Genomic DNA, 20,525 nt, shown 5'->3' on the forward strand with positions numbered 1-20,525 from the left:
TCGAAACCTCTTGCTGGTCCGGAGGACCGGTCAGACGGGCGCGCCGTGCGTGGCGGCGCTCGTCGTGGGCAGGGAGGTGCCGGTGACCCACGGCCCGCTGGCCAGGTCCGGGACGAGCGGGGCGGCGGCGGCGCTGGCGCCGCCCCCGGTCCCGACCGACCCGCCGCCGAGGTGGACACCCTCGAGCAGGTCAAGAGCGGCGCGGTGCTTGTTGAACGTGTACACGTGCAGACCGGGCGTGCCCGCGTCGAGGACGCGCTGCGCGAGGTCGACCGAGTACGCGATCCCGTAGGCGTGCTGCGCCTCCGGGTCGGGCAGGGCGTCGAGCGCGTCCAGCAGGCGCTGGGGCGCGCGCACGCCCGTGAGCTCCTCGACGCGACGGAGCCGCGCGGGCTCCGTCGTGGGCAGCAGCCCGGCGAGGATGGGGATCGTCACGCCGGCCGCACGGGCCTCGGCGACGAAGTCGGTGTACGACGACGCGTCGTAGAAGAGCTGCGTGATCGCGAAGCTCGCGCCGGCCTGCTGCTTCTGCCAGAGGCGTCGCACCTCCTGGGTGCGCGTCGTGCCAGCGGCGGGGTTGCCGTCGCAGAACGTCGCGACGGCGATCGTCAGCGGCCGGGCCGCGCCGCGCAGCGCGACGGCCGGGTCGGACGCGCAGCGCGACGCCTCGACCTCGCGCAGCAGGGCGACGAGCTCGGTCGACGACCGGACGCCGTCCGGCGCGGGCTGCCAGTCCGGCTGGTCGCGCGGCGGGTCGCCCCGCAGGGCGAGGAAGCTCCGCACGCCCTCGTCGAGGAAGTCGGTGATGACCGACTCCACGTCCTCGCGCGACGCCCCGACGCAGGTGAGGTGCGCGATCGGCAGCACGGGCGTGCCCTGGAGCAGGCGTCCGACGACCTGGCGCGCGGTCGCGCGGTCGGTGCCCGCGGCGCCGTACGTCACGGACACGAAGTCGGGGTGCGTCGCGACGAGACGGCGTGCCGTCTCCCAGAACTTCGGGGCCGCGTCCGGTCGGCGCGGGGGCATGAGCTCGAACGACACCGTCGGCCGAGGACGGCCCGGACGGTGCGCGAAGGATGCCTCTGAGGTCATGCGTCACTCCATCGACCCTGGCGTTAGCACCTTTGTCCTCGGGAGGCTTCCGTCGGCGGGTTGCTGCGGTGTCGTCGAGCCAGGACTCTCGACCGCTCTGGATGGTTGGCACGATCCTACGACCCATCCGACATGCGGTCGAGAGCGCCCGCCAGGTGAGATGCGGAGGGATCGGCCGGAGGCGTACCGGCGCCCCGCGCTACGGATCTCGGGCTCTCTACGCTACGAATTTCAGGTTTCCTACGCTACAGATTTCAGGTGCTCGAGCGAGGTCCCAGACACCGACCATGGCGACGGGTCGTCGTCGGCCTTGCAGGTCTCAGGCCCTCCGGCGCTCGGGCACGTGCAGGCGGCGGAGGAACCGGTCGGTGCGCAGCGGCGGCCCGCGCCGGTCGAGGAGCGACACGACGACGACGGTCGCCGTCGCGAGCGGGATGGTCCAGGCGGCGGGCTGGGCGAGCAGGGCGCGCACGACGCCGGGGACGCCGTCGGCCGTGCCGCCGGACGGGCTCCCGTACCCCGCGGCGACGAGCGCGGACGACGCGAGCAGCGCCGTCGCGCACAGGACGGCGCCCACGACCATGCCCGCCACCGCGCCGCGCGCGGTGAGGCCGCGCCACCACACGCCGAGCAGGATCACGGGGGAGAGGGCCGACGCGGCGAAGACGAACACCGTCCCGACGCTCGTCACGAGGCCCTGCGGGATGGTGACGAGCGCGAACGCGAGCGGGATGAGCGTGCACGCGACCGCCGACCAGCGGAAGGACCGCACGGTGCCGCCGAACAGGTCCTGGCTCACGACGCCCGCCAGCGCCACCACGAGCCCCGACGACGTCCCGAGGAACGCGGCGAACGCCCCGGCGACGACGAGCGCGGCGAGGAGCTCGCCGCCGAGCCCGGGCACGAGGCGGGTCGGCAGCGTGAGGACGACCGTGTCCGCGACCCCGGGCGCCGCGAGGTCGGGCGCGACGACCCGCGCCACGAGCCCGAGCGTGCTCGACACCATGTAGAAGACGCTGATCATGACGAGCACGACGACGGTCGTGCGGCGGGCCGAGCCGCCGTCGGGCGAGGTGTAGAAGCGCACGAGGACGTGCGGCAGGCCGGTCGTGCCGAGCAGGAGGGCGAGCAGGAGCGAGACGGTGGCGTACGCGTCGAGGCCGCCCGGCCCGGCCTCGTGGGGGAACACGGCGGCGGGGTCGAACGTGACGACGGCGCCGCCGGGCTCGAACGCCCCGCCGAGCGCCATGAGCACGAAGACGAGCGGCACCGCGAGCGCGGTGAGCTTGACCCAGAACTGGAACGCCTGGACGAACGTGATGGAGCGCATCCCGCCCGCGGCGACGACGGCGCTCACCACGACCGCGATCCCCACCGAGCCGACCCACGGCGGCACCGCGGCCACGCTCGTGATGACGAGCGCCGCCCCGTGGAGCTGCGGCACCACGTAGAGCCACCCGATGACGAGCACGAGCACGCTCGTCACGCGGCGCGCGACCACGGAGTCGAGCCGGGCGTGCACGAAGTCGGGGATCGTGTACGCGCCGCTGCGCCGCAGGGGGCCCGCGACGAACAGCAGGACGAGCAGGTAGCCCGCCGCGTACCCCACGGGGAACCAGAACGCCTCCGCGCCGGACAGCAGCACGAGGCCGGAGAGCCCGAGGAACGTGCCCGCGGACAGGTACTCGCCGCTGATCGCCGACGCGTTCCAGACCGGCCGCACGGTGCGCGACGCGACGAAGAAGTCGCTCGTGGTGCGCGAGATCCGCAGGCCGTAGAACCCGATGAGGCCGGTCGCGAGCAGGAGCAGCGCGATCGCGACGAGGGGCAGCGCGCTGGTCACGGCGCACCGCCGTCGTCGGGGCCGGGCTCGTCGGGCCCGCCCGCGCCCTCGGCGAGCGCGCGGTACCGGCGCTCGTTGCGCGCCGCCGCTACCGCGAAGACGACCGCGAACGCGACGATCACCGGGTAGAAGCCGTACGCGTGCACGAGCCACGGCAGCGGCACGCCGAGCAGCACGACGTCGTCCAGCGCGGGCACGCCGCTCATCGTCACCGTGAGCAGCGTGACGACCGCGAGGAACGACGCCACGCACGCCAGCCCGAGCCGGAGCTGGGCCCGCACGAGCCCGCGCGTGTAGGCGGTCGCGGCGTCGTCCGGCTCGCCGGAGCGTGCCGTGCCCGACGGCGCCCCACCCCCCGGGACGGCGCCCTCACCGGGGCCGGGGCGCGCCGCGGGGAGGTCGGTGGACCGGACGCGCACGCGCGCGTCCCGACGCGGGTCGGTGCCCGTCACGGCGCGCCCCGGTGCGGCCCGAGAAGCGCCTCGCGCACGGCGGGCACCATGCGGCGGCTCACCGGGACCTCGTGCCCGGCGACGACGAGCGCGGGCTGCGCCCCGCCGAACCGCGCCGCGGTCACGGCCGCGCGGTCCACGAGGTACGACCGGTGCACGCGCAGGAACCCCGCGGGCGCCCACCGCTCCTCGAGATCGGAGAGCGGCTCGCGCACGAGGAACTGCTCGGTGTCCGTCACGAGCCGGGAGTAGTCGCCCTGCGCCTGCACCCACCGCACCGCGCTGCGCCGGACGAGCCGCGTCGTCGTGCCGACCGTCACGACGAGCGTCTCCTCGGCCGGGGCCGCACCGCCCGCCGGGTCGCCGGCAACCGGCGGTGGAGCGGCGGCGCTCGCGGACGGTGCCGCCGCGTCGGTCGCGGGGGTGCGCCCCGCCGCGGTGCGCTCCGCGACCCGTTCGACGACGCGGTCGACCGCGCGCGTGAGCCGCTCGCGCCGCACGGGCTTGAGCACGTAGTCGACGGCCTCGACGTCGAACGCCTCCAGGGCGCGCGCCTCGTCGGCGGTGACGAACACGACCGCCGGGCGGTCGGCGAACCGCGAGAGCGCGCGGGCGAGGTCGAGGCCGGTCAGCCCCGGCATGTGGATGTCGAGGAACGCCGCGTCCACCGTGCGCGACGAGAGCTCGCGCAGCGCCTCGGAGCCGCTCGCGACCCCGCGCACGGTGCGCACGCGCGGGTCGCGGCGGAGCAGGGCCACGAGCTCGTCGAGCACAGGCCGCTCGTCGTCGGCGACGAGCACGTCCAGCCCGACGGCGTCGCCCGCCCCGCCGGGGAGACCGCCGGCCGGAGCCGGGTCCGGGGTGGTCACGGCACGCTCACCTCCGTCTCGTGCAGCGGCTGCGACCGCGGGACGCGCAGCCGCACGAGCGTGCCCGAGCCGGGCGCGGTCTCGATGTCGAGCGCGTGGTCGTCGCCGTAGAGCTGGCGCACGCGGGTGTCGACGTTGCGCAGGCCCACGTGCGTCGTGTCGCGCGACGTGAGGAGCTCGCGCACGACGGCCGGGTCCATGCCGACGCCGTCGTCCTCGACCGTGATCTCCGTCTGGGTGCCCTCGTCGCGCGCGGTGATGACGATCGTCCCGCCGTGCTCGCGCGGCTCCAGGCCGTGGCGCACGGCGTTCTCGACGAGGGGCTGCACGGAGAGGAACGGGATGACGGCCGTCAGCGACTCCGGCGCGATCTGCAGGGTGACGGCGAGGCGCTCGCCGAACCGGGCGCGCTCGAGCTCGACGTAGGAGTGGATCGAGCGCAGCTCGTCGGCGAGGGTCGTGAAGTCGCCGCGCCCGCGGAACGAGTAGCGCGTGAAGTCGGCGAAGTCGAGCACGAGGTCGCGCGCCCGCTCGGGGTCGGTGCTGATGAACGACGCGATGGCGCCGAGCGCGTTGTAGACGAAGTGCGGGCTGATCTGGGCGCGCAACGCGCGGAGCTCGGCCTGGGCGAGCGCCGTGCGCGACGCCTCCAGCTCGGCGAGCTCGAGCTGCGCCGCGCACCACTGCGCCACCTCGCCCGTCGCGCGCACGAGCGGCGGCCGCACGGTGTCGGCGAACGCGACGACGACACCGGCGACGCGCCCGCCCGCGACGACGGGCGCCCCGACGGCGTCCTCGACGTCGCCGCTCTCGACGTGGCGCCGCCCCGTGGCGAGGACGCGCTCGGCGACGCGCCGCGCGTCGGGCTCGAGCGTCGAGCTCCCGTCGAGGGCGACCGCCCCGTCCGCCGTGACGACGGCGAGCGCGTCGGCGCCGAGGAGCTGGCGCAGGGAGCGGGCCGCGCGGCCGACGTCATCGCCGTCGAGCCCGTCGCGCAGGTGCGTCGCGGCGCGCGACGCGAGGTGGAGGGTGCGGAACGTCGCCCGGTCGGAGTCGCTCCCGAGCTCGCGCGACCCGCGCGCGAGCCGCCAGGCGAGCACGAGCCCGAGGGTGAGCAGGACGCCCACGACGAGACCGGCGGCGGCGCCGGCGAACACGGGCCCGGACATGCAGTGATCGTATCCAGCGCGGCGTCACCCGCCCCGGTGGGCAGGTAAGGTTAGGCGACCCTATCCCACGACGGAGGAACCTCCTGTGCCGATCTCCCGGACCACGTCGAGCCCGCGCGTGCGCCGCAGCGTCACCACCACCGCCCTCGTGCTCGCCGCGACCCTCCTCGCGGCGTGCTCGTCCGACCCCGAGCCCGCGGCGACCGGTGCGCCGGCGCCGGACGACACCGCGGCGGGGTACGCCGTCGAGCACGCGCGGGGAACCGCCGAGCTCGACGCGGCGCCGCAGCGCGTCGTGACGCTCGAGCCCGTCGAGACGGACACGGCCGTCGCGCTCGGAGTCGTCCCCGTGGGCGCCGCCGTGCTGAGCGTCGAGGCGGGCGTGCCCGCGTACCTCGGCGAGGAGGCGCAGGCGATCGAGGTCGTCGGGACCGTCCCCGAGCCGAACCTCGAGGCCATCGCGGCGCTCGAGCCGGACCTCATCCTCGGCACGGAGTCGCGCCACTCCGACCTGTACGACCAGCTCGCGAGCGTCGCGCCGACCGTCTTCATGGCGACCCAGACCGACCCGTGGCAGGAGAACGTGCTGCTCGTCGGCCGCGCGCTCGGCCGCGAGGCGGACGCCCAGGCCCTGCTCGACGCCTACGACGCGCGGTGCGCCCAGCTCCAGGAGGACTACGGCGTCTCCGGCACGGCGCAGCTCCTGCGCCCGCGCGACGGCATCGTGTCCGCGTACGGGCCGCGGTCGTTCGCGGGCAGCACGCTCGAGTGCGTCGGGTTCACGACGCCGGAGCAGGAGTGGGGCGAGGACATCTCCCTGGACCTGTCCCCGGAGCGCGTGACCGAGGCCGCCGCCGACCTCGTGCTCGTCTCGGCCGCCGACCCCGACGACGCGTCCGCGGTGCCCGCGGAGATCCCGCTCAACGCCGCGTCGTTCCCCGACGTGCGCGTCGTGGACCAGTCCTCCTGGATCAGCGGCGTCGGGCCGCTCGGCGGGCAGGCCGTGCTCGACGACGTCGAGCGCTTCCTGCAGGACCGTGCCGGCTCCTGACGCGGCGGCCGGGCCTCCGGCGACCGCCGGGAGCCCGGCCGGGTGCCGGTTCCACCGGTCGCCCAACGTGCTCTTCCCGACGACCGTCGCGCGCGTGCACGACGTCGGCCCGCGCCTCGTGCGCGTGACGCTCGCCGGTCCGGACCTCGCCGGGTGCGCCGACGTCGGGCTCGACCAGCGCGTGAAGGTCCTGCTCCCGGGGCCGGGCGCGGACCGCCTCGCGCGCCGGGCGCGCCTCGCGGACGAGAGCACGTGGCGCCGTGAGTGGTCCGCGCTCGACGACGACGAGCGCCCCGTCATGCGCTCGTACACGCCCGTGGCCGTGCGGCCGGAGGCCGCCGAGCTCGACCTCGACCTGTACCTGCACGAGCCCGCGGGCCCGGCGAGCGCCTGGGCGCGGCGGGCGGCGGTCGGGGACCGCGTCCTGCTGTCCGCGCCGCACGCGCGGTACGGCGTGACCGACCACGGCACGCAGTGGGACCCGGGGCCCGCCGTCGGGCACGTGCTCCTCGTCGCGGACGAGACGTCCGCGCCCGCGGTGCGCGGGATCCTCGCGAGCCTCGGCCCCGACGTCCGGGCGCACGTGCTCGTCGAGGCCGACGACCCGGCGGACGCCCCGCTCGGTGACGTGCCCGCGACCGTGCACGTCGAGCGCGTGCCCCGCGCGCGACGCCGGGGCGCCGAGCGGGCGGTGCTGGGCGCCGTCCGCGACTGGGTCGCGGAGCACGGCCGGTCCGCGGCCTCCGCGGGTGACGGCTTCTACGCGTGGTGCGCGACGGAGAGCGCCACGGTCGCGCGCGTCCGGGCCGAGCTCGTGGCGGCGGGCGTGGCGCGGTCGCGCGTGCACGCCCAGGGCTACTGGCACGACCGCGCCCGGCCGGACGCGACGGTCAGACGAGGAACGCGACCATGACGACGAACGCGACCAGGAAGAACAGCAGCACGCCGACCCCGACGAGCAGGCCCAGCGCGACCGGGTGCGCCTGACGCCACGGCACGAGCCGGGGGTCCATCGCCCGCAGCTGCACGGGAGTGACCGGCTGGTGGACCGGGTTGAGGGGGACGCCGCGGTGCGCGAGGTCGAGCGCGACGGCCGAGAGCTGGTCGCGGTCCCACATCTGCCCGACGAGCAGGGCGAGGCGCTTCGTCGGCCCCACGACGATGAGGTGGTGCGTCGGCGTCATGCCCCCGAACCCCATGCTGTCGACCGTGACGACGCGCTCGATCTCGGCCACCGTGAACCGCCGCGGTCGGCCCCAGCCCTGGACCGTCACCGACCCGTCGCCGAACGTGACGCGGGAGCGGTCAGTGAAGCGGCGCGCGAGCACGTACGTCAGCGGGATCATCGCGAGCACGACGCACGCGTACCCGAGCGCGAGGGCGAGGTTGCGCGTGCTGATCCCCAGGGAGACCGCCGTGAGCCCGAGGATCGGCACGAGGACCGCGGCGAACGTGAGGTTGGCGCGCACCACGCGGCGCTTGGCGTCGTCGTGCAAGGTCAGCTCCGTCACGGGCGGCATCGTCCCACGGCACCGCGTCCTCGCGCGGGGCGGCCCGCCCGGGCGGTGCAAGGTTCGCCCACCGGGCGACACGATCGAGACATGACCCGACGACGTCCCCCGCGCAGGACGACGGCCCTCCCGGTGCTCGCCGTGGCGCTCCTCGCGTCGTGCGCCGGGCCGGGCGCCGACGCGCCCCTCCGCCCGGGGGAGACGGCCGGGCCGGCGCCGACGACGGCCGCACCCTTGCCCGACGGCACGGCGCCCGCCACCGCGGGCGACCTGGTCGGCCGCTGGCAGCCCGGGACCGACTACGTGACGGACCCGCACGTCGCGCTCGTGGAGGACGGCTCGTGGACCGGGACCGACGGGTGCAACGTCGCGGACGGCACCTGGCGAGTCGGCGCCGAGGGGCGCCTGGTCGTCACCTCGGGCGGGCACACCGAGATCGGCTGCGAGGGCGAGCCGGTGCCGGATCTCCTGGCCCGCTCCTCCCGCGCCGGGCTCGACGGTGCCGTGCTCGTGCTCGTCGACCACGACGGCGTCGAGCTCGCGCGGCTGGAACGGGGCTGACTCTCGTACCGCCCGTCCTGGGCTACCGGTAGGCGTCGGCCCGGTAGGCCATCCGCATCACGGTGACCAGACGCTGGTCGTCGTCGATGCGGACCAGGACGCGGAACCCGATCCCGACGTACCCGGCGCGCTGGCCGGCGAGCTCGGCCCCGAGCGCCTTCGTCACCCGGTAGGGGTTCGACGCAAGTGGTTCGTCGCAGAAGCGGATCACGGCGTCGGCCAGGCGTGGTGGGAGCTGGTAGAGCGTGCGCGCGGCCGGTGGGCTCAGGCGCACCTCCCACCCACCGTCGACGTCGGTCACCGTCGCGAGGCCAGCTGCTCGCGCACCTCAGCGAGGCTCAGGGTGCGGCCCTGCGCCACCGCCTCCTCGGCCTCGGCCATCTCGGCCGCGTGGTCAGGGTCGGACAGCCATGCCAGCGTCTCCATGAGCGTCGCCAGGTCTTCCGGCGCGATCAGCACCGCCGCTGCCTTCCCGTGACGGGTGATCGTCACCGGTTGGTGGGTGCTCTCCACCTCGTCGACCAGGGCGGAAAGGTTGGTCTTCGCTTCGCTCATGGGATAGGTCTGCACCCCATGATTCTAGTCTCTATTCAGACTCGAATTCTAGTCTGAAGATGAGGCGCCTTCTCGGTGTCCATCTGGTCGGTACGGGTGCTCAGGAACCGCGGAACAGGCGCTTGCGCGACCGCGGGTGGCCGGGGGAGCCGGCCGGCAGGTCGTAGGCGCTCGTCCACACCGGGACGTCGTGGGGCGGGAGAGCCCCGGCGCGGACCGCGGCCTCGTGCAGGTGCCGCGCGACGGCGCCGAAGCTCTCGCGGCAGGAGAGCTGGCCCTCGACGAGGGAGAGCATGACGACGGTGCGGTGCGCGGCGGCGTCGGGCTGGACCGTCGCGACGGCCCGCCCGTGGGAGAAGAACGCCGCCGCACGCGGGGTGACGAGGCGGAGCACGTCGAGGTCGTCGAGGAAGAACGCACGGGCCGCGCCCCCGACCTCCCACAACGACGCGCCCTCGCGGTGCGCGACGTCGGACGCCCGGCGCTTCCAGCGCAGCGCGCCGAACGCGGCGGCGACCCACCCGGCCGCCGTCTCGGGGTCGGTCCCGAGCACGAGGGTGCACGCGGAGAAGGTCCCCCGCGGCGGGTCGGACGTGATGCGGACGGGAGGGCGGGCCACGCCCGTCACCGTAGCCCGTGGGGGTCGGGCCCCTCGCCGAGGGCGGCGAGCGCCCGCAGCAGCACGTCGTGACCGGACCGGGCGGCCCCGGGCAGCCAGGCGGCGAAGACCGCGCCGAAGGCGAGCGGGAGGAGCGCGACGAGCCACGCGACCCCGTTCTGGTAGACGGCGCCGAGCGTCGCGATCCCGGCGGCCGCGGCGAGCCAGATCGCCACCAGCACGAGGTCCAGCCCGCTCGGGGCGACCGTCCCGCGCACGCGGACGCCGTCGGGCTCCTCGGTGAGCCGGGCGCGCAGCACGCTGTGCCCGCTCGCGTGCGCGCCGGGGGCCCAGCGGCGGGCGACGAGCACGTCGTCGCGCACGCGGACCCGGACCTCCTGCCCGCGGCGGGGCAGCTCCGCGGCGCGCTGCCGGACGTCGGCGACGGAGACCCGCGGCAGGAGCAGGTCGAGGGGGACGTGGAGCACGGCGCCGAGCCTAGGCCGTCAGCAGCAGCGCGACCCCGGGTTGGCGTCCTGCTCGGCGTGCCGCATGCGCCAGAACTCGCGCTCGGTCATGACGACGCCCCCCGGGTGCACTGCGCGCTGGTGCGCGGCGTAGGTCGCGTACGCGTCGTCGCCCATCACCTGCCGCACGTACCAGCGGACGTGGGCCGCGCCGTCGTGCACGCGGGTCGCGGCACTGCGGAGCCCCGCCACGACGGTCGCGCGGACCGTCGTGGCGGGACCCTGCGTCCCCTGCCGCACCGTCACCGGTGCCCCGTCGCGGCAGGGCGCTTCTCGGGCGGCAGCGCCGCCCACTCCTTCTGGATCGCCTTCTCGGCCTTCGTCGCGAACAGGTCGGCCGGGGCGAACCGGCGCGACGCGACGGGCGGGTCCTCGTGGTTGGCGCCGCCGCCGTCGCGCAGCGCCTTCGCGGTCACGAGGACCGACGCGACGATGACGACGATCGCGAGGACGACGAACACGATCGAGAGCGTGCCCTGGACGAACGTGTTGCGGACGACCGCCTCCATGGCCTCGACCGAGCCGGCGGTGCCGAACGACGTCTCGCCCGCGGCGAGCGCGTCCTTGAACGCGTTGTGGTTGGCCCAGTACCCGACCGCGGGGACGGGGGAGAAGATCTTCTCGATCGACGCCCAGATGGTGATGACCGCGGTGAACGCGAGCGGCGCCGCGACGATCCACAGCCAGCGCTGGTAGCTGCGCCCGCGCTTGGCGACGATCGCCAGCACGACGGCGAGCGCGATGGCCGCGAGGAGCTGGTTCGCGATGCCGAACAGCGGGAAGAACGTGTTGATCCCGCCGAGGGGGTCGGTGACGCCGAGGTAGAGGATGCTGCCCCACCCGGCGACCATGATCGCGGTGCACAACCACACGCCCGGCCGCCACGTGACGTCGCGGAACTTCGGCGACACGTTGCCGAGGGTGTCCTGGAGCATGAACCGCGCGACGCGCGTGCCGGCGTCGACGGCGGTGAGGATGAACAGCGCCTCGAACATGATGGCGAAGTGGTACCAGAAGCCCATCATCGCGGTGCCGCCCACGAGCTGCTGCATGATGTGCGCGAGGCCCAGCGCGAGCGTCGGGGCGCCGCCCGTCCGGGACACGATCGACGGCTCCCCGACGGCCTCCGCGGTCGACGTGAGCATGTCCGGCGTGAGGTTGACGCCCATGAGGCCGAGCCCGTTGACGAACGCGACCGCGCCCTCGACCGTGCCGCCCGTGGCGGCGGCGGACGAGTTCATCGCGAAGTAGATGCCACGGTCGATGGAGATCGCGGCGACGAGCGCCATGATCGCGACGAACGACTCCATGAGCATGCCGCCGTAGCCGATGAAGCGCGTCTGGCGCTCCTTCTCGACGAGCTTCGGCGTCGTGCCCGACGCGATGAGCGCGTGGAAGCCGGACAGCGCGCCGCACGCGATGGTGACGAAGAGGAACGGGAACAACGCCCCGGACACGACCGGGCCCGTCTCGCCGCTCGCGAACTCGCTGATCGCGGGCACCGTGATCTCGGGCCGCACGACGATCACCGCGACCGCGAGGACGACGATGACGCCGACCTTCATGAACGTCGAGAGGTAGTCGCGGGGCGCGAGCAGGAGCCACACGGGCAGGACGGCGGCGACGAAGCCGTACACGATGACGCCGACCGCGATCGTCGTGCGGTCGAGGTGGAAGAGCTCGGCGCCCCACGCGGTGTCCGCGATCCAGCCGCCGCCGACGATCGCGGCGAGCAGCAGCACGAAGCCGATGACCGAGACCTCGGTGATCTTCCCGGGCCGGATGTACCGCAGGTACACGCCCATGAACAGCGCGATGGGGATCGTCATCGACACGGAGAACACGCCCCACGGGCTCTCGCCGAGCGCGTTGACGACGACGAGCGCGAGGATCGCGACGATGATGATCATGATGAGCAGCGACGCGACGATCGCGGCGGTGCCGCCCACGCGGCCGAGCTCCTGGCGCGCCATCTGGCCGATGGTCCGCCCGCCGCGGCGCATGGAGAAGAACAGGACAAGGTAGTCCTGCACCGCGCCGGCGAGCACGACGCCGACGATGATCCAGATCGTGCCGGGCAGGTAGCCCATCTGCGCGGCGAGCACGGGACCGACGAGCGGGCCCGCGCCGGCGATCGCGGCGAAGTGGTGACCGAACAGCACGTGCCGGTCGGTCGGGACGTAGTCCTTGCCGTCCTCGCGGGCCTCGGCGGGCGTGGCGTGGCGGTCGTCGGGGCGCGTGATGTAGCGCTCGATGACCTTGGAGTAGAAGCGGTACCCGATGAGGTACGTGCACACGGCGGCGAACACGAACCAGATCGCGTTCACGGTCTCGCCGCGGACGACCGCGAGCATGACCCACGCGATGCCGCCGAGCAGGGAGATCGCGGCCCACAGGGCGATCTTCTGCGGCGTCCAGCGGGTGCGCGTCTGTGCCCCGGGAAGCTCCTCGGGCACGGCGGTGGGGGGCAGGGACGGGTCCGGCACGATCTCCGGGTCGTCGTCCGCGGCGTTCCGCGCCGCGCGGGTGTCTGTCGTCATCGAGCCTCTCCAGGGTCGCGTCGTTGCGGTCCGACCACGGAAGGCTAGGAACCGCGGCGGACCGTGATCCACGTCACGGCGGCGGGCGGTCGAGGTGTGCGACGAACGGTGGTCGGTGTGCGACGAACGGCGCGGGAAGAAGGTTGCGCGCGCCTCGTAGCCTGGGGCGGTGCAGACGCTGACGACGCCCCGACTGACCCTCCGCCCCTGGCAGCCCGACGACGCCGACGCCGTCCTCGACATCTACTCCCGCTGGGACGTGATGCGGTACGTCGGGACGACGCCGCGCGTCCTGGAGCACCGGGACGAGGCGCTCGCGCGCGTCGCCGCGTGGGCCGAGGTCGACGACGGCACGCACGGCGTCTGGGCGGTCGTCCCGCGTGAGGACGACGGCGCCGGTCTGCCCGACGGCGCGCCCGTGGGGACCATCCTGCTCAAGTCGATCCCGGCGTCGGGCACGGGCGACCCGCTGCAGCCGTCCGGCGACACGGAGATCGGGTGGCACTTCCACCCCGCCGCGTGGGGCCGCGGGTATGCGTCGGAGGCGGCCTCGGCCGTCCTCGCGCACGCGTTCGCGCGGGGCCTCGACCGGGTCGTCGCCGTGACGCACCCCGACAACGCGGCGTCCCAGGCGGTGTGCCGACGGATCGGCATGACCCCCCGCGGCAGGACCGACGCGTACTACGGCGTGACGTGCGAGCTGTTCGACGTCACCGCGGCGGAGGGGGCGCGGGCGGCCCGACCCGCGTGAGGCGGCGGACCGCACCGAGGACGTCGACGTCGTCGTGCGGCTCGGTGTCGAGCGCGCGGTGGATCGTCATGCCCTCGATGAACGCGTCGAGCACGCGGCACGTCGCGGGGTCGAAGTGGCGGCCCAGCGCGGCGCGGCTGCGACGCATCCAGTCGTTGGTGAGCGTCCGGTAGGCCGGGTCCCGCGCCGCGAGCGTGTAGAGCTCGTGCGACAGGACGAGGTCGCGCTGCGTCGCGAAGACGTCGTGCGTGATGAGCGTCGTGACAGCCTGGACGGCCTCCTCGGGCGTGCGCGCGTCGCCCATGCGGCGCTCGAACTGCGCGGCGGCCTCGCGCGTGAACCGGCCGAACGCCTCGCGCAGCAGGTCGTCCATCCCGGCGAAGTGGTACGTCATGGAGCCGAGCGGGACGTCGGCCGCCGCCGCGACGCGCCGGTGCGAGGTCCCTTCGACCCCGTGCTCCGCGATCACGTCGAGGCACGCGTCGATGATGCGGTCGCGGCGCTCCGGGTCGTGGCGGCGCGCGCGGCCCGTCGGGCCGGGAGGCGTGGGGGTCTCGGTCACGGGTCAGATGTTCTCGCGGATCACGCGCGCCGGGTTGCCGACGGCCACGACGTTCGCGGGCAGGTCGCGCGTCACGACGGACCCCGCGCCCACGACGGTGTTGTCGCCGATCGTCACGCCCGGGCACACGATGACGCCGCCGCCGAGCCACACGTTGTCGCCGAGCGTGATGGGCTCGGCGGCCTCGAGCTTGTCGCGCCGCGGCTGGGGGTCGACGGGGTGCGTGGGGGTGAGGAGCTGGACGTTCGGCCCGAGGAGGCAGTCGTCGCCGACGGTGATCGCCGCGACGTCGAGCGCGGTGAGCCCGGAGTTGACGAACGTCCGGTCGCCGAGGTGTACGTTGCTGCCGAAGTCCACCGCGAGCGGGGGCTTCACCGACGCGCCCTCGCCGAGCGAGCCGAGCAGGTCCGTGAGGATCGCGCGGGCGCCGTCGTCGTCGCCGTCGAGCACCGCCCGGTGGTAGGCGTCGACGAGGCGCAGGCCGCGCTGGACGCCGCGCGCGATCTCCGGGTCGTCGGCGACGTAGAGGTCGCCCGCGGCCATGCGCTCGTAGCTGGTGCGGTCGTCGCCGGCGAAGTAGTCGGTGGTCATGCGCTGGTCTCCTGGGACTCGAGGGTGCGGTCGTGGGGGGAGGGGTGGTGCGGCGAGCTGGTGGCGCGGCGCGGTGCGAGGACGCCGGCGAGCAGCACGACGACGACGCCCGCGAGCGGGAGCACGAGCAGGCCGGTCCGCAGGCTCGTGGCGTCGGCGACAAGCCCGACGATCGGCGGCGACAGGAGGAACCCCAGCCGCATGAGCCACGAGACGAGCGTGAGGCCCGTGCCCGCGCGCAGCCCGGGGAGCTCGTCCGCCTGCTGCATCGCGGCCGGGACGAGGGTCGCGACGCCGAACCCGGCGGCGGCGAACCCGGCGATCGTGCCGGGCACGGAGGGGAACGCGAGCGCGAGGCCCGTGCCGAGCGCGACGAGCGCACCCCCGGTCCGGGCGACGGCGCGCTGGCCGAAGCGGTCCACGAGGCGGTCTCCGACGAGGCGCCCGACGAACTGGGCGCCGACGAGCGCGACGAAGCCGGCGGCGGCGAGCGTCGCGGGGGCACCGAGCGACCCGGACAGGTAGACCGCGGCCCACGTGCTGCCCGCGTCCTCGACGAGGGTGCCCGCGACAGCGACGAGCACCAGCGCGGCGAGGACGGCGGCCGTGCGGCCCCGGGACGCGCGCGCGAGTGCTGCGCCGGTCCCTGCGGGTTCCGCGCCTGCCGGGGCACCGGCCGGGGTCGCGACGGCCTCCGCCGCGACGGCGTCAGGCGCCTCGCCGTCGAGCCCGGGCAGGCACCAGCGCAGCGCGACGAGCGCGACCACCGCGAAGAGCGCGCCCGTGATCGCGAGGTGGACGCCGAGGGGCAGGCCGAGCGCGATGGCGGCGGCCGCCATCCCGCCGCCCACGACGGCGCCGACCGACCACAGCGCATGGAAGCCGTTGATGATCGAGCGGCCGTACCGGCGCTGCACGCGCAAGCCGTGCGCGTTCTGCGCGACGTCGGTGAACGCGTCCATCGCCCCCGCCGCGAACAGCGCGACGACGAGCAGCGGCAGGGCGGGCGCCAGGCCCGCGAGCAGCAGCCCGGCCGCGGTGAGCACGGTGCCGGCGACGGCGACGCGCGCCGACCCGAACCGGCGGACGAGCGCCGCGGCGGCGAGCCCGGCGGTGATGGCCCCCGCGGGGAACGCCGCGACGGCGAGCCCGTACGTGGCGTTGCCCAGGTCGAGCCCGGCCTTGATCTCGGGGTACCGCGGCACGAGGTTCGCGAACAGCGCGCCGTTGGTGAGGAACAGCGCGGCGACGGCGACCCGCGCACGCCGGACGTCCGGCGCCGGGCCCGCGAGGGTGGGGGGCGGCATGCGGACGATCGTACACATGATGTGTACGGCCGTACACATCCCCGCGGGGTCGGGGCCGTGGTCTGCGCCTAGGCTGGCGGGCATGGACACCGAGGAGCGACTGGCCGTCTTCATCGACTACGAGAACCTCGCGCTCGGGGCGCGCGAGCACCTGGGCGGCATGACGTTCGACTTCGGCCCGATCGCCGACGCGCTCGCCGTGCGCGGGCGCGTCGTCGTGCGGCGGGCGTACGCGGACTGGTCGTACTTCGACGAGGACCGTCGCTCGCTCACGCGCCACCAGGTCGAGCTCATCGAGATGCCCCAGCGCATGGGGGCTTCCCGCAAGAACGCCGCCGACATCAAGATGGTCGTCGACGCGATCGAGATGGCGTTCGAGCGCGACTACATCTCGACGTTCGTCATGTGCACGGGGGACAGCGACTTCTCCCCGCTCGTCCACAAGCTGCGCGAGCTGAACAAGCGCGTCATCGGCGTCGGCGTCGAGAAGTCGACGTCCCGCCTCCTGCCGCCCGCGTGCGACGAGTTCCTGTTCTACGACCGGCTCGAGGGCGTCGACGTCCCCGACGAGCCGGAGCCTCGTTCGGTCCGCGGCGGGCGCGCCGGGGCCACGTCCGGTGGCGCGAAGGCGAAGCGCACCGGCGGCCGCACGTCCGGGCGCCGCAAGGCGACCGAGATCGCCGAGCCGGAGGTCGAGACGCCGGCAGCGGCGGCGCTCGCGGAGCTCGGCGAGGCCGTCGGGCGCTCGTCGCGCCGGGCCGAGCCCATCGTGACCGAGAACGCCGAGGTCGACGGCGAGACGACGCCCGTCGAGCAGCCGGCCGACGAGCCCGCGCTCGTCGCGACGACCCCCGAGGCCGACGACGACGCGCCGTCCGGCGAGGACGTCCCCATGGAGGTGCGCGTCGCGCAGACGCTGGCCGACCTCGAGGCGTCCACGAGCGGCCCGGTCACCGCGTCGGTGCTCAAGCGCACGCTGCTGCGCAAGGACCCGACGTTCAGCGAGGCGGACTACGGGTTCCGCAACTTCGGCGAGTTCCTGCGGTTCCTCGCCGACCGGAGCTTCGTGGAGCTCGCGCCCGGCCCCGCGACGGGCGACCCGGAGGTGTCGCTGCCCGCGCAGGGCGACACGGACCAGGCGTTCGCGCTCGTGCGCGACGTGGTCCGTGAGGAGGGCGGCTCGACGGTCCTGTCCGGGCTGAAGAACGCGATCCGCAAGAAGCGCCCCGACTTCAGCGAGAAGGCGCTCGGGTACCGCGGGTTCCTGCAGTTCTGCAAGGCGGCGCAGGCCGCCGGCGCCGTCGACCTCGCCTGGGACGACGACGCCGACGACTACCGCGTGACGGTCGCCTGACGCTCCCGCCCGCCCGTGGCGCCGGGCGCCGGAGACCACCCCGGCGCCCGGACGCGGCGCCCGGACCTGCCGACCGGCGTCGCGGTCAGCGGCCGACGAAGGCGAGCAGCGCCTCGTTGACCTCGGCCGCGTGCGTGACGAGCAGGCCGTGGGGAGCACCCTCGACCTCGACGTACTCGGCGTCCGGCACGAGCTGGCGGAAGCGGCGCCCGGTCGCGTCGATCGGCAAGATGTTGTCCTTCGTGCCGTGCAGGATCAGCGTCGGCTTGCCGGCCGCGCGGACGGCCTCGACGTCGGCCCGGAAGTCCTCGATCCAGGTCGGCACGACCGCGTACGCGGCGACGGGCGCGGACCCGATCGCGGTGATCCAGCTCGCGTGCACGGCGTCCTCGCTGATGCGCGTCCCGAGGTTCTCGTCGAGGTTGTAGAAGTCCTTGTAGAACTGCGTGTACCAGGCGTAGCGGTCGGAGCGCGCGGCCTCGACGATGCCGTCGAACACGGACTGCGGGACGCCCTCCGGGTTGTCGTCGCGCTGGACGAGGAAGGGCTCGAGCGAGGCGAGGAACGCGAGCTTGGCGACGCGCTCGTGGCCGTGGTTCTTCACGTAGCGGGCGAGCTCGCCGGTGCCCATGGAGAAGCCGACGAGGATCACGTCGCGCAGGTCGAGCGTCTCGAGGACGGTGTCGAGGTCGGCTGCGAACGTGTCGTAGTCGTAGCCGCTGCCGACCTTGCTCGACGCGCCGAACCCGCGGCGGTCGTAGGTGATGACGCGGTGGCCGGCGTCGAGCAGCTCGCGCTTCTGCAGCTCCCAGCTGTGGCCGTCGAGCGGGTAGCCGTGGATGAGGACGACCGGCTGCCCGGTGCCCTGGTCCTCGTAGTAGAGCTCGATGTCGGTGGAGTTCTCCTGCCCGACGGTGATGTACCCCATGGTCGTGCTCCCTTCGCGGCGTCGGGAGAACGGTCGTTCTCCCGTGAGTCGCTACACTAGAGAACGATGGTTCTCCGCGCAAGCGGTACGACGTGAACAGGAGATGAGCGATGCTCGACGACGTGAGCGCCCGCGCGGCCGTGGTGGCCGCGGCCGACCGGCTGTTCTACGCCCAGGGCGTGCAGTCCGTCGGGATGGACGCCGTCCGCGCCGAGGCCGGGGTGTCGCTCAAGCGCATCTACTCGCTCTTCCCGTCCAAGGACGACCTCGTCGTGGCCGTGCTGCGCCAGCGCACGCGCCGGTGGGACGAGGGGATCGCGCAGGCCGCCGCGGGAGCGGCCACGCCCCGCGACCGCCTCCTCGCGGTGTTCGACTTCCTCGACGCGTGGTTCCGCGAGGACGGCTTCCGCGGGTGCGCGTTCATCAACTCGTTCGGCGAGCTCGGCGCGACGTCGCCCGGGGTCGCCGCCGCGGTGCGCGAGCACAAGGAGTCGTTCCAGCGGTACGCGCGCGACGTCGTGCGCGAGGCGGGCCTGCCCGACGACGTCGCGCTCCAGGTCGTGCTGCTCGCCGAGGGCGCGCAGACGACGGCGGCCATCACGCAGGACCTCGACGTCGCGCGCCAGGCGCGCCGGGCGGCCGAGGCGATCCTCGACGCGGCGGTCCCTGCAAGGGTGTGACGTCCCGAGGCGTTTCCGGGGGCGTTCGGGTCGCTCGTTCGCCCGTGGTGACGGAGAGGCGATATGGGAGCGATCCCACGACACGCCGAGAGAGCGCTTGCTCGGCATGATCCCGCCGCCGTAGGTTCGCGACGGAGGGCCGAGGAACGGCCCCCGCCCCGGTGCAGAGTCGCGCCGAGAGCACGTCGCGCACCGTGGCGAGACGCAGGCGGCACCGCCGCCGGACCTGGAGGAACGATGGACCTCGCACGTCACCGCTCCCTGACCCCGCCCCTGACCCCGCCCCTGACCCCGCCCCGCACCCCGGCCGGGCCCCGACCCCGCACCCGGCGGCGCCTCGCGGGCGCGCTCGTCGCCGCGCTCACGGCGGCCGCCGCGGCGCTCGCCGTCACCGTGCCCGCGACGTCGGCCGCCGCCGCACCCGGCGACCTCCTGTGGTCCGACGAGTTCGACGGCGCGGCGGGCTCGGCGCCGAACCCGGCCGTCTGGAACCACGAGACCGGCGCGCACGGGTGGGGCAACGCCGAGCTCCAGAACTACACGGCCTCGCGCGCCAACTCCGCGCTCGACGGCCAGGGCAACCTCGTCATCACCGCGCGTCGCGAGGGCGACGGGTCGTACACGTCGGCCCGCATGACGACCCAGGGCAAGTACCAGCCGCAGTACGGGCGCATCGAGGCGCGCATCCAGATCCCGCGCGGCCAGGGGATCTGGCCGGCGTTCTGGATGCTCGGCGGGAGCTTCCCCGGGACGCCGTGGCCGTCGTCGGGCGAGATCGACATCATGGAGAACGTCGGGTTCGAGCCGCACCGCGTGCACGGCACGGTGCACGGCCCGGGGTACTCCGGCGGCTCCGGCATCACGGGCATGTACCAGCACCCGCAGGGCTGGTCGTTCGCGGACACGTTCCACACGTTCGCGGTCGACTGGAAGCCGGGGGAGATCACGTGGTTCGTCGACGGCCAGCAGTTCCACCGCGTCACGCGCGCGAGCGTCGGCGCGAACGCCTGGGTGTTCGACCAGCCGTTCTTCCTCATCCTCAACGTCGCGGTCGGCGGGCAGTGGCCCGGCTACCCCGACGGCACGACCCAGCTCCCGCAGCAGATGAAGGTCGACTACGTGCGCGTCTACGACAACGGCTCGGGCTCGTCGAACCCGGGGAACCCCGGCACCGGCCTGCCCACGGGGACCGGCGCGGTGCGCGCCGCGAACGGCATGTGCGTCGACGTCCCGTGGGCGGACCCGACCGACGGCAACCAGGTGCAGATCGTCACGTGCAGCGGCAACGCCGCGCAGACCTGGACCCGCGGCTCCGACGGGACCGTCCGTGCGCTCGGCAAGTGCCTCGACGTGCGCGACGGCGCGACGACGCGCGGCGCCGCCGTGCAGGTGTGGACGTGCAACGGGACGGGCGCGCAGAAGTGGGCGTACGACGCGGGGAGCAAGGCGCTGCGCAACCCGCAGTCCGGGCTCTGCCTCGACGCCACGGGCGGCGCGCCCCTGCACGACGGCCAGCGGCTGCAGACCTGGACGTGCAACGGCACGACCGCGCAGCAGTGGACGGTGTGACGGCCGGCTGACCTG

At 74.6% G+C, this 20,525-nt stretch carries 23 protein-coding genes and 1 riboswitch; of the genes, 7 read left to right on the forward strand and 16 right to left on the reverse strand.

All coding sequences use genetic code 11. The features are described 5' to 3' along the window. Positions 1-30: 30 nt before the first annotated feature. From BXA05_RS05480 to BXA05_RS05500, 5 genes are all read right to left on the reverse strand, one after another. Positions 31-1,092 (reverse strand): methylenetetrahydrofolate reductase, encoded by a 1,062-nt coding sequence (locus BXA05_RS05480; RefSeq protein ID WP_076404246.1) that lies wholly within the window; start codon positions 1,090-1,092, stop codon positions 31-33. Positions 1,093-1,097: 5 nt separating this feature from the next. Then, positions 1,098-1,200: riboswitch (SAM riboswitch) on the reverse strand. Positions 1,201-1,411: 211 nt separating this feature from the next. Then, complete coding sequence (locus tag BXA05_RS05485; RefSeq protein ID WP_076404247.1) at positions 1,412-2,935, reverse strand: sodium/solute symporter; 1,524 nt, start codon at positions 2,933-2,935, stop codon at positions 1,412-1,414. Next, positions 2,932-3,387 carry a heavy metal transporter gene (locus tag BXA05_RS05490; protein WP_143311055.1) on the reverse strand — a complete coding sequence of 152 codons (456 nt, stop codon included), beginning with the start codon at positions 3,385-3,387 and terminating at the stop codon, positions 2,932-2,934. The genes BXA05_RS05485 and BXA05_RS05490 overlap by 4 nt, the downstream gene beginning before the upstream one ends. Beyond that, the gene (locus tag BXA05_RS05495) at positions 3,384-4,193 is read right to left on the reverse strand and encodes a LytR/AlgR family response regulator transcription factor (RefSeq protein WP_076404598.1); all 810 of its coding nucleotides are present in this window, start codon (positions 4,191-4,193) and stop codon (positions 3,384-3,386) included. The genes BXA05_RS05490 and BXA05_RS05495 overlap by 4 nt, the downstream gene beginning before the upstream one ends. Before the next feature lie 59 nt (positions 4,194-4,252). Further along, the gene (locus BXA05_RS05500; protein WP_034653820.1) at positions 4,253-5,425 is read right to left on the reverse strand and encodes a sensor histidine kinase; all 1,173 of its coding nucleotides are present in this window, start codon (positions 5,423-5,425) and stop codon (positions 4,253-4,255) included. A gap of 85 nt (positions 5,426-5,510) precedes the next feature. On the opposite strand from BXA05_RS05500, the gene BXA05_RS05505 reads away from it, so the two are divergent. Then, entirely contained in the window at positions 5,511-6,476 is a 966-nt protein-coding gene (locus tag BXA05_RS05505) for an ABC transporter substrate-binding protein (protein WP_244550391.1), read from the forward strand. Further along, positions 6,463-7,389, forward strand: coding sequence for a siderophore-interacting protein (locus tag BXA05_RS05510; protein ID WP_083711521.1), 927 nt, complete (start codon positions 6,463-6,465; stop codon positions 7,387-7,389). Before BXA05_RS05505 ends, BXA05_RS05510 begins: the two co-directional genes overlap by 14 nt. Here BXA05_RS05510 and BXA05_RS05515 read toward each other — a convergent pair. Beyond that, positions 7,367-7,987: a hypothetical protein gene (locus BXA05_RS05515; RefSeq protein WP_061269082.1), complete on the reverse strand. Its 621-nt coding sequence runs from the start codon at positions 7,985-7,987 to the stop codon at positions 7,367-7,369. The two genes, BXA05_RS05510 and BXA05_RS05515, sit on opposite strands and share 23 nt — an antisense overlap. A 90-nt stretch (positions 7,988-8,077) precedes the next feature. Between BXA05_RS05515 and BXA05_RS05520 the strand changes: the two genes are divergently transcribed. Further along, entirely contained in the window at positions 8,078-8,548 is a 471-nt protein-coding gene (locus BXA05_RS05520) for an META domain-containing protein (protein WP_143311056.1), read from the forward strand. Positions 8,549-8,570: 22 nt separating this feature from the next. On the opposite strand, the gene BXA05_RS05525 is transcribed toward BXA05_RS05520, so the two are convergent. The 6 genes from BXA05_RS05525 to BXA05_RS05550 all read right to left on the reverse strand — a co-directional run bounded on the left by BXA05_RS05525 (position 8,571) and on the right by BXA05_RS05550 (position 12,768). Beyond that, the gene (locus BXA05_RS05525; RefSeq protein ID WP_021483657.1) at positions 8,571-8,849 is read right to left on the reverse strand and encodes a type II toxin-antitoxin system RelE family toxin; all 279 of its coding nucleotides are present in this window, start codon (positions 8,847-8,849) and stop codon (positions 8,571-8,573) included. Beyond that, a complete protein-coding gene (locus BXA05_RS05530) occupies positions 8,846-9,118 on the reverse strand; it encodes a type II toxin-antitoxin system Phd/YefM family antitoxin (RefSeq protein WP_034653834.1) in 273 nt (90 codons plus the stop codon). Before BXA05_RS05530 ends, BXA05_RS05525 begins: the two co-directional genes overlap by 4 nt. A gap of 85 nt (positions 9,119-9,203) precedes the next feature. Continuing rightward, positions 9,204-9,722: a hypothetical protein gene (locus BXA05_RS05535; RefSeq protein ID WP_143311057.1), complete on the reverse strand. Its 519-nt coding sequence runs from the start codon at positions 9,720-9,722 to the stop codon at positions 9,204-9,206. A gap of 5 nt (positions 9,723-9,727) precedes the next feature. Beyond that, positions 9,728-10,189, reverse strand: a complete 462-nt coding sequence (locus BXA05_RS05540) for a hypothetical protein (protein ID WP_076404251.1) — start codon at positions 10,187-10,189, stop codon at positions 9,728-9,730. 18 nt (positions 10,190-10,207) lie between these two features. Then, positions 10,208-10,474 carry a YbdD/YjiX family protein gene (locus tag BXA05_RS20650; protein WP_074803792.1) on the reverse strand — a complete coding sequence of 89 codons (267 nt, stop codon included), beginning with the start codon at positions 10,472-10,474 and terminating at the stop codon, positions 10,208-10,210. Continuing rightward, positions 10,471-12,768: a carbon starvation CstA family protein gene (locus BXA05_RS05550; protein ID WP_076404252.1), complete on the reverse strand. Its 2,298-nt coding sequence runs from the start codon at positions 12,766-12,768 to the stop codon at positions 10,471-10,473. The genes BXA05_RS20650 and BXA05_RS05550 overlap by 4 nt, the downstream gene beginning before the upstream one ends. 169 nt (positions 12,769-12,937) lie before the next feature. Between BXA05_RS05550 and BXA05_RS05555 the strand changes: the two genes are divergently transcribed. Beyond that, positions 12,938-13,519: a GNAT family N-acetyltransferase gene (locus tag BXA05_RS05555; protein WP_009863291.1), complete on the forward strand. Its 582-nt coding sequence runs from the start codon at positions 12,938-12,940 to the stop codon at positions 13,517-13,519. On the opposite strand, the gene BXA05_RS05560 is transcribed toward BXA05_RS05555, so the two are convergent. Genes BXA05_RS05560 through BXA05_RS05570 form a run of 3 tightly spaced genes read right to left on the reverse strand, consistent with a single transcriptional unit; the run spans position 13,479 to position 15,979 of the window. Beyond that, positions 13,479-14,081 carry a TetR/AcrR family transcriptional regulator gene (locus tag BXA05_RS05560; protein WP_061268963.1) on the reverse strand — a complete coding sequence of 201 codons (603 nt, stop codon included), beginning with the start codon at positions 14,079-14,081 and terminating at the stop codon, positions 13,479-13,481. The genes BXA05_RS05555 and BXA05_RS05560 overlap by 41 nt on opposite strands. A 3-nt stretch (positions 14,082-14,084) precedes the next feature. Further along, positions 14,085-14,672: a sugar O-acetyltransferase gene (locus BXA05_RS05565; protein WP_021481591.1), complete on the reverse strand. Its 588-nt coding sequence runs from the start codon at positions 14,670-14,672 to the stop codon at positions 14,085-14,087. Continuing rightward, positions 14,669-15,979, reverse strand: coding sequence for an MFS transporter (locus BXA05_RS05570; protein ID WP_083711523.1), 1,311 nt, complete (start codon positions 15,977-15,979; stop codon positions 14,669-14,671). The genes BXA05_RS05565 and BXA05_RS05570 overlap by 4 nt, the downstream gene beginning before the upstream one ends. Positions 15,980-16,061: 82 nt before the next feature. Here BXA05_RS05570 and BXA05_RS05575 point away from each other — a divergent pair, with 82 nt between their 5' ends. After that, positions 16,062-17,333 carry an NYN domain-containing protein gene (locus BXA05_RS05575; protein WP_076404253.1) on the forward strand — a complete coding sequence of 424 codons (1,272 nt, stop codon included), beginning with the start codon at positions 16,062-16,064 and terminating at the stop codon, positions 17,331-17,333. Positions 17,334-17,418: 85 nt separating this feature from the next. Here BXA05_RS05575 and BXA05_RS05580 read toward each other — a convergent pair whose 3' ends face one another. Beyond that, positions 17,419-18,261, reverse strand: coding sequence for an alpha/beta fold hydrolase (locus tag BXA05_RS05580; RefSeq protein WP_061268960.1), 843 nt, complete (start codon positions 18,259-18,261; stop codon positions 17,419-17,421). Between the two features lie 110 nt (positions 18,262-18,371). Between BXA05_RS05580 and BXA05_RS05585 the strand changes: the two genes are divergently transcribed. Beyond that, positions 18,372-18,941 (forward strand): TetR/AcrR family transcriptional regulator, encoded by a 570-nt coding sequence (locus BXA05_RS05585; protein ID WP_076404254.1) that lies wholly within the window; start codon positions 18,372-18,374, stop codon positions 18,939-18,941. Positions 18,942-19,178: 237 nt separating this feature from the next. Then, positions 19,179-20,510 (forward strand): glycoside hydrolase family 16 protein, encoded by a 1,332-nt coding sequence (locus BXA05_RS05590; protein ID WP_083711525.1) that lies wholly within the window; start codon positions 19,179-19,181, stop codon positions 20,508-20,510. Positions 20,511-20,525: the final 15 nt, after the last annotated feature.

Origin of the sequence: Cellulosimicrobium funkei (genome assembly GCF_900155925.1) — a bacterium.
GTDB classification, from domain to species: domain Bacteria; phylum Actinomycetota; class Actinomycetes; order Actinomycetales; family Cellulomonadaceae; genus Cellulosimicrobium; species Cellulosimicrobium funkei.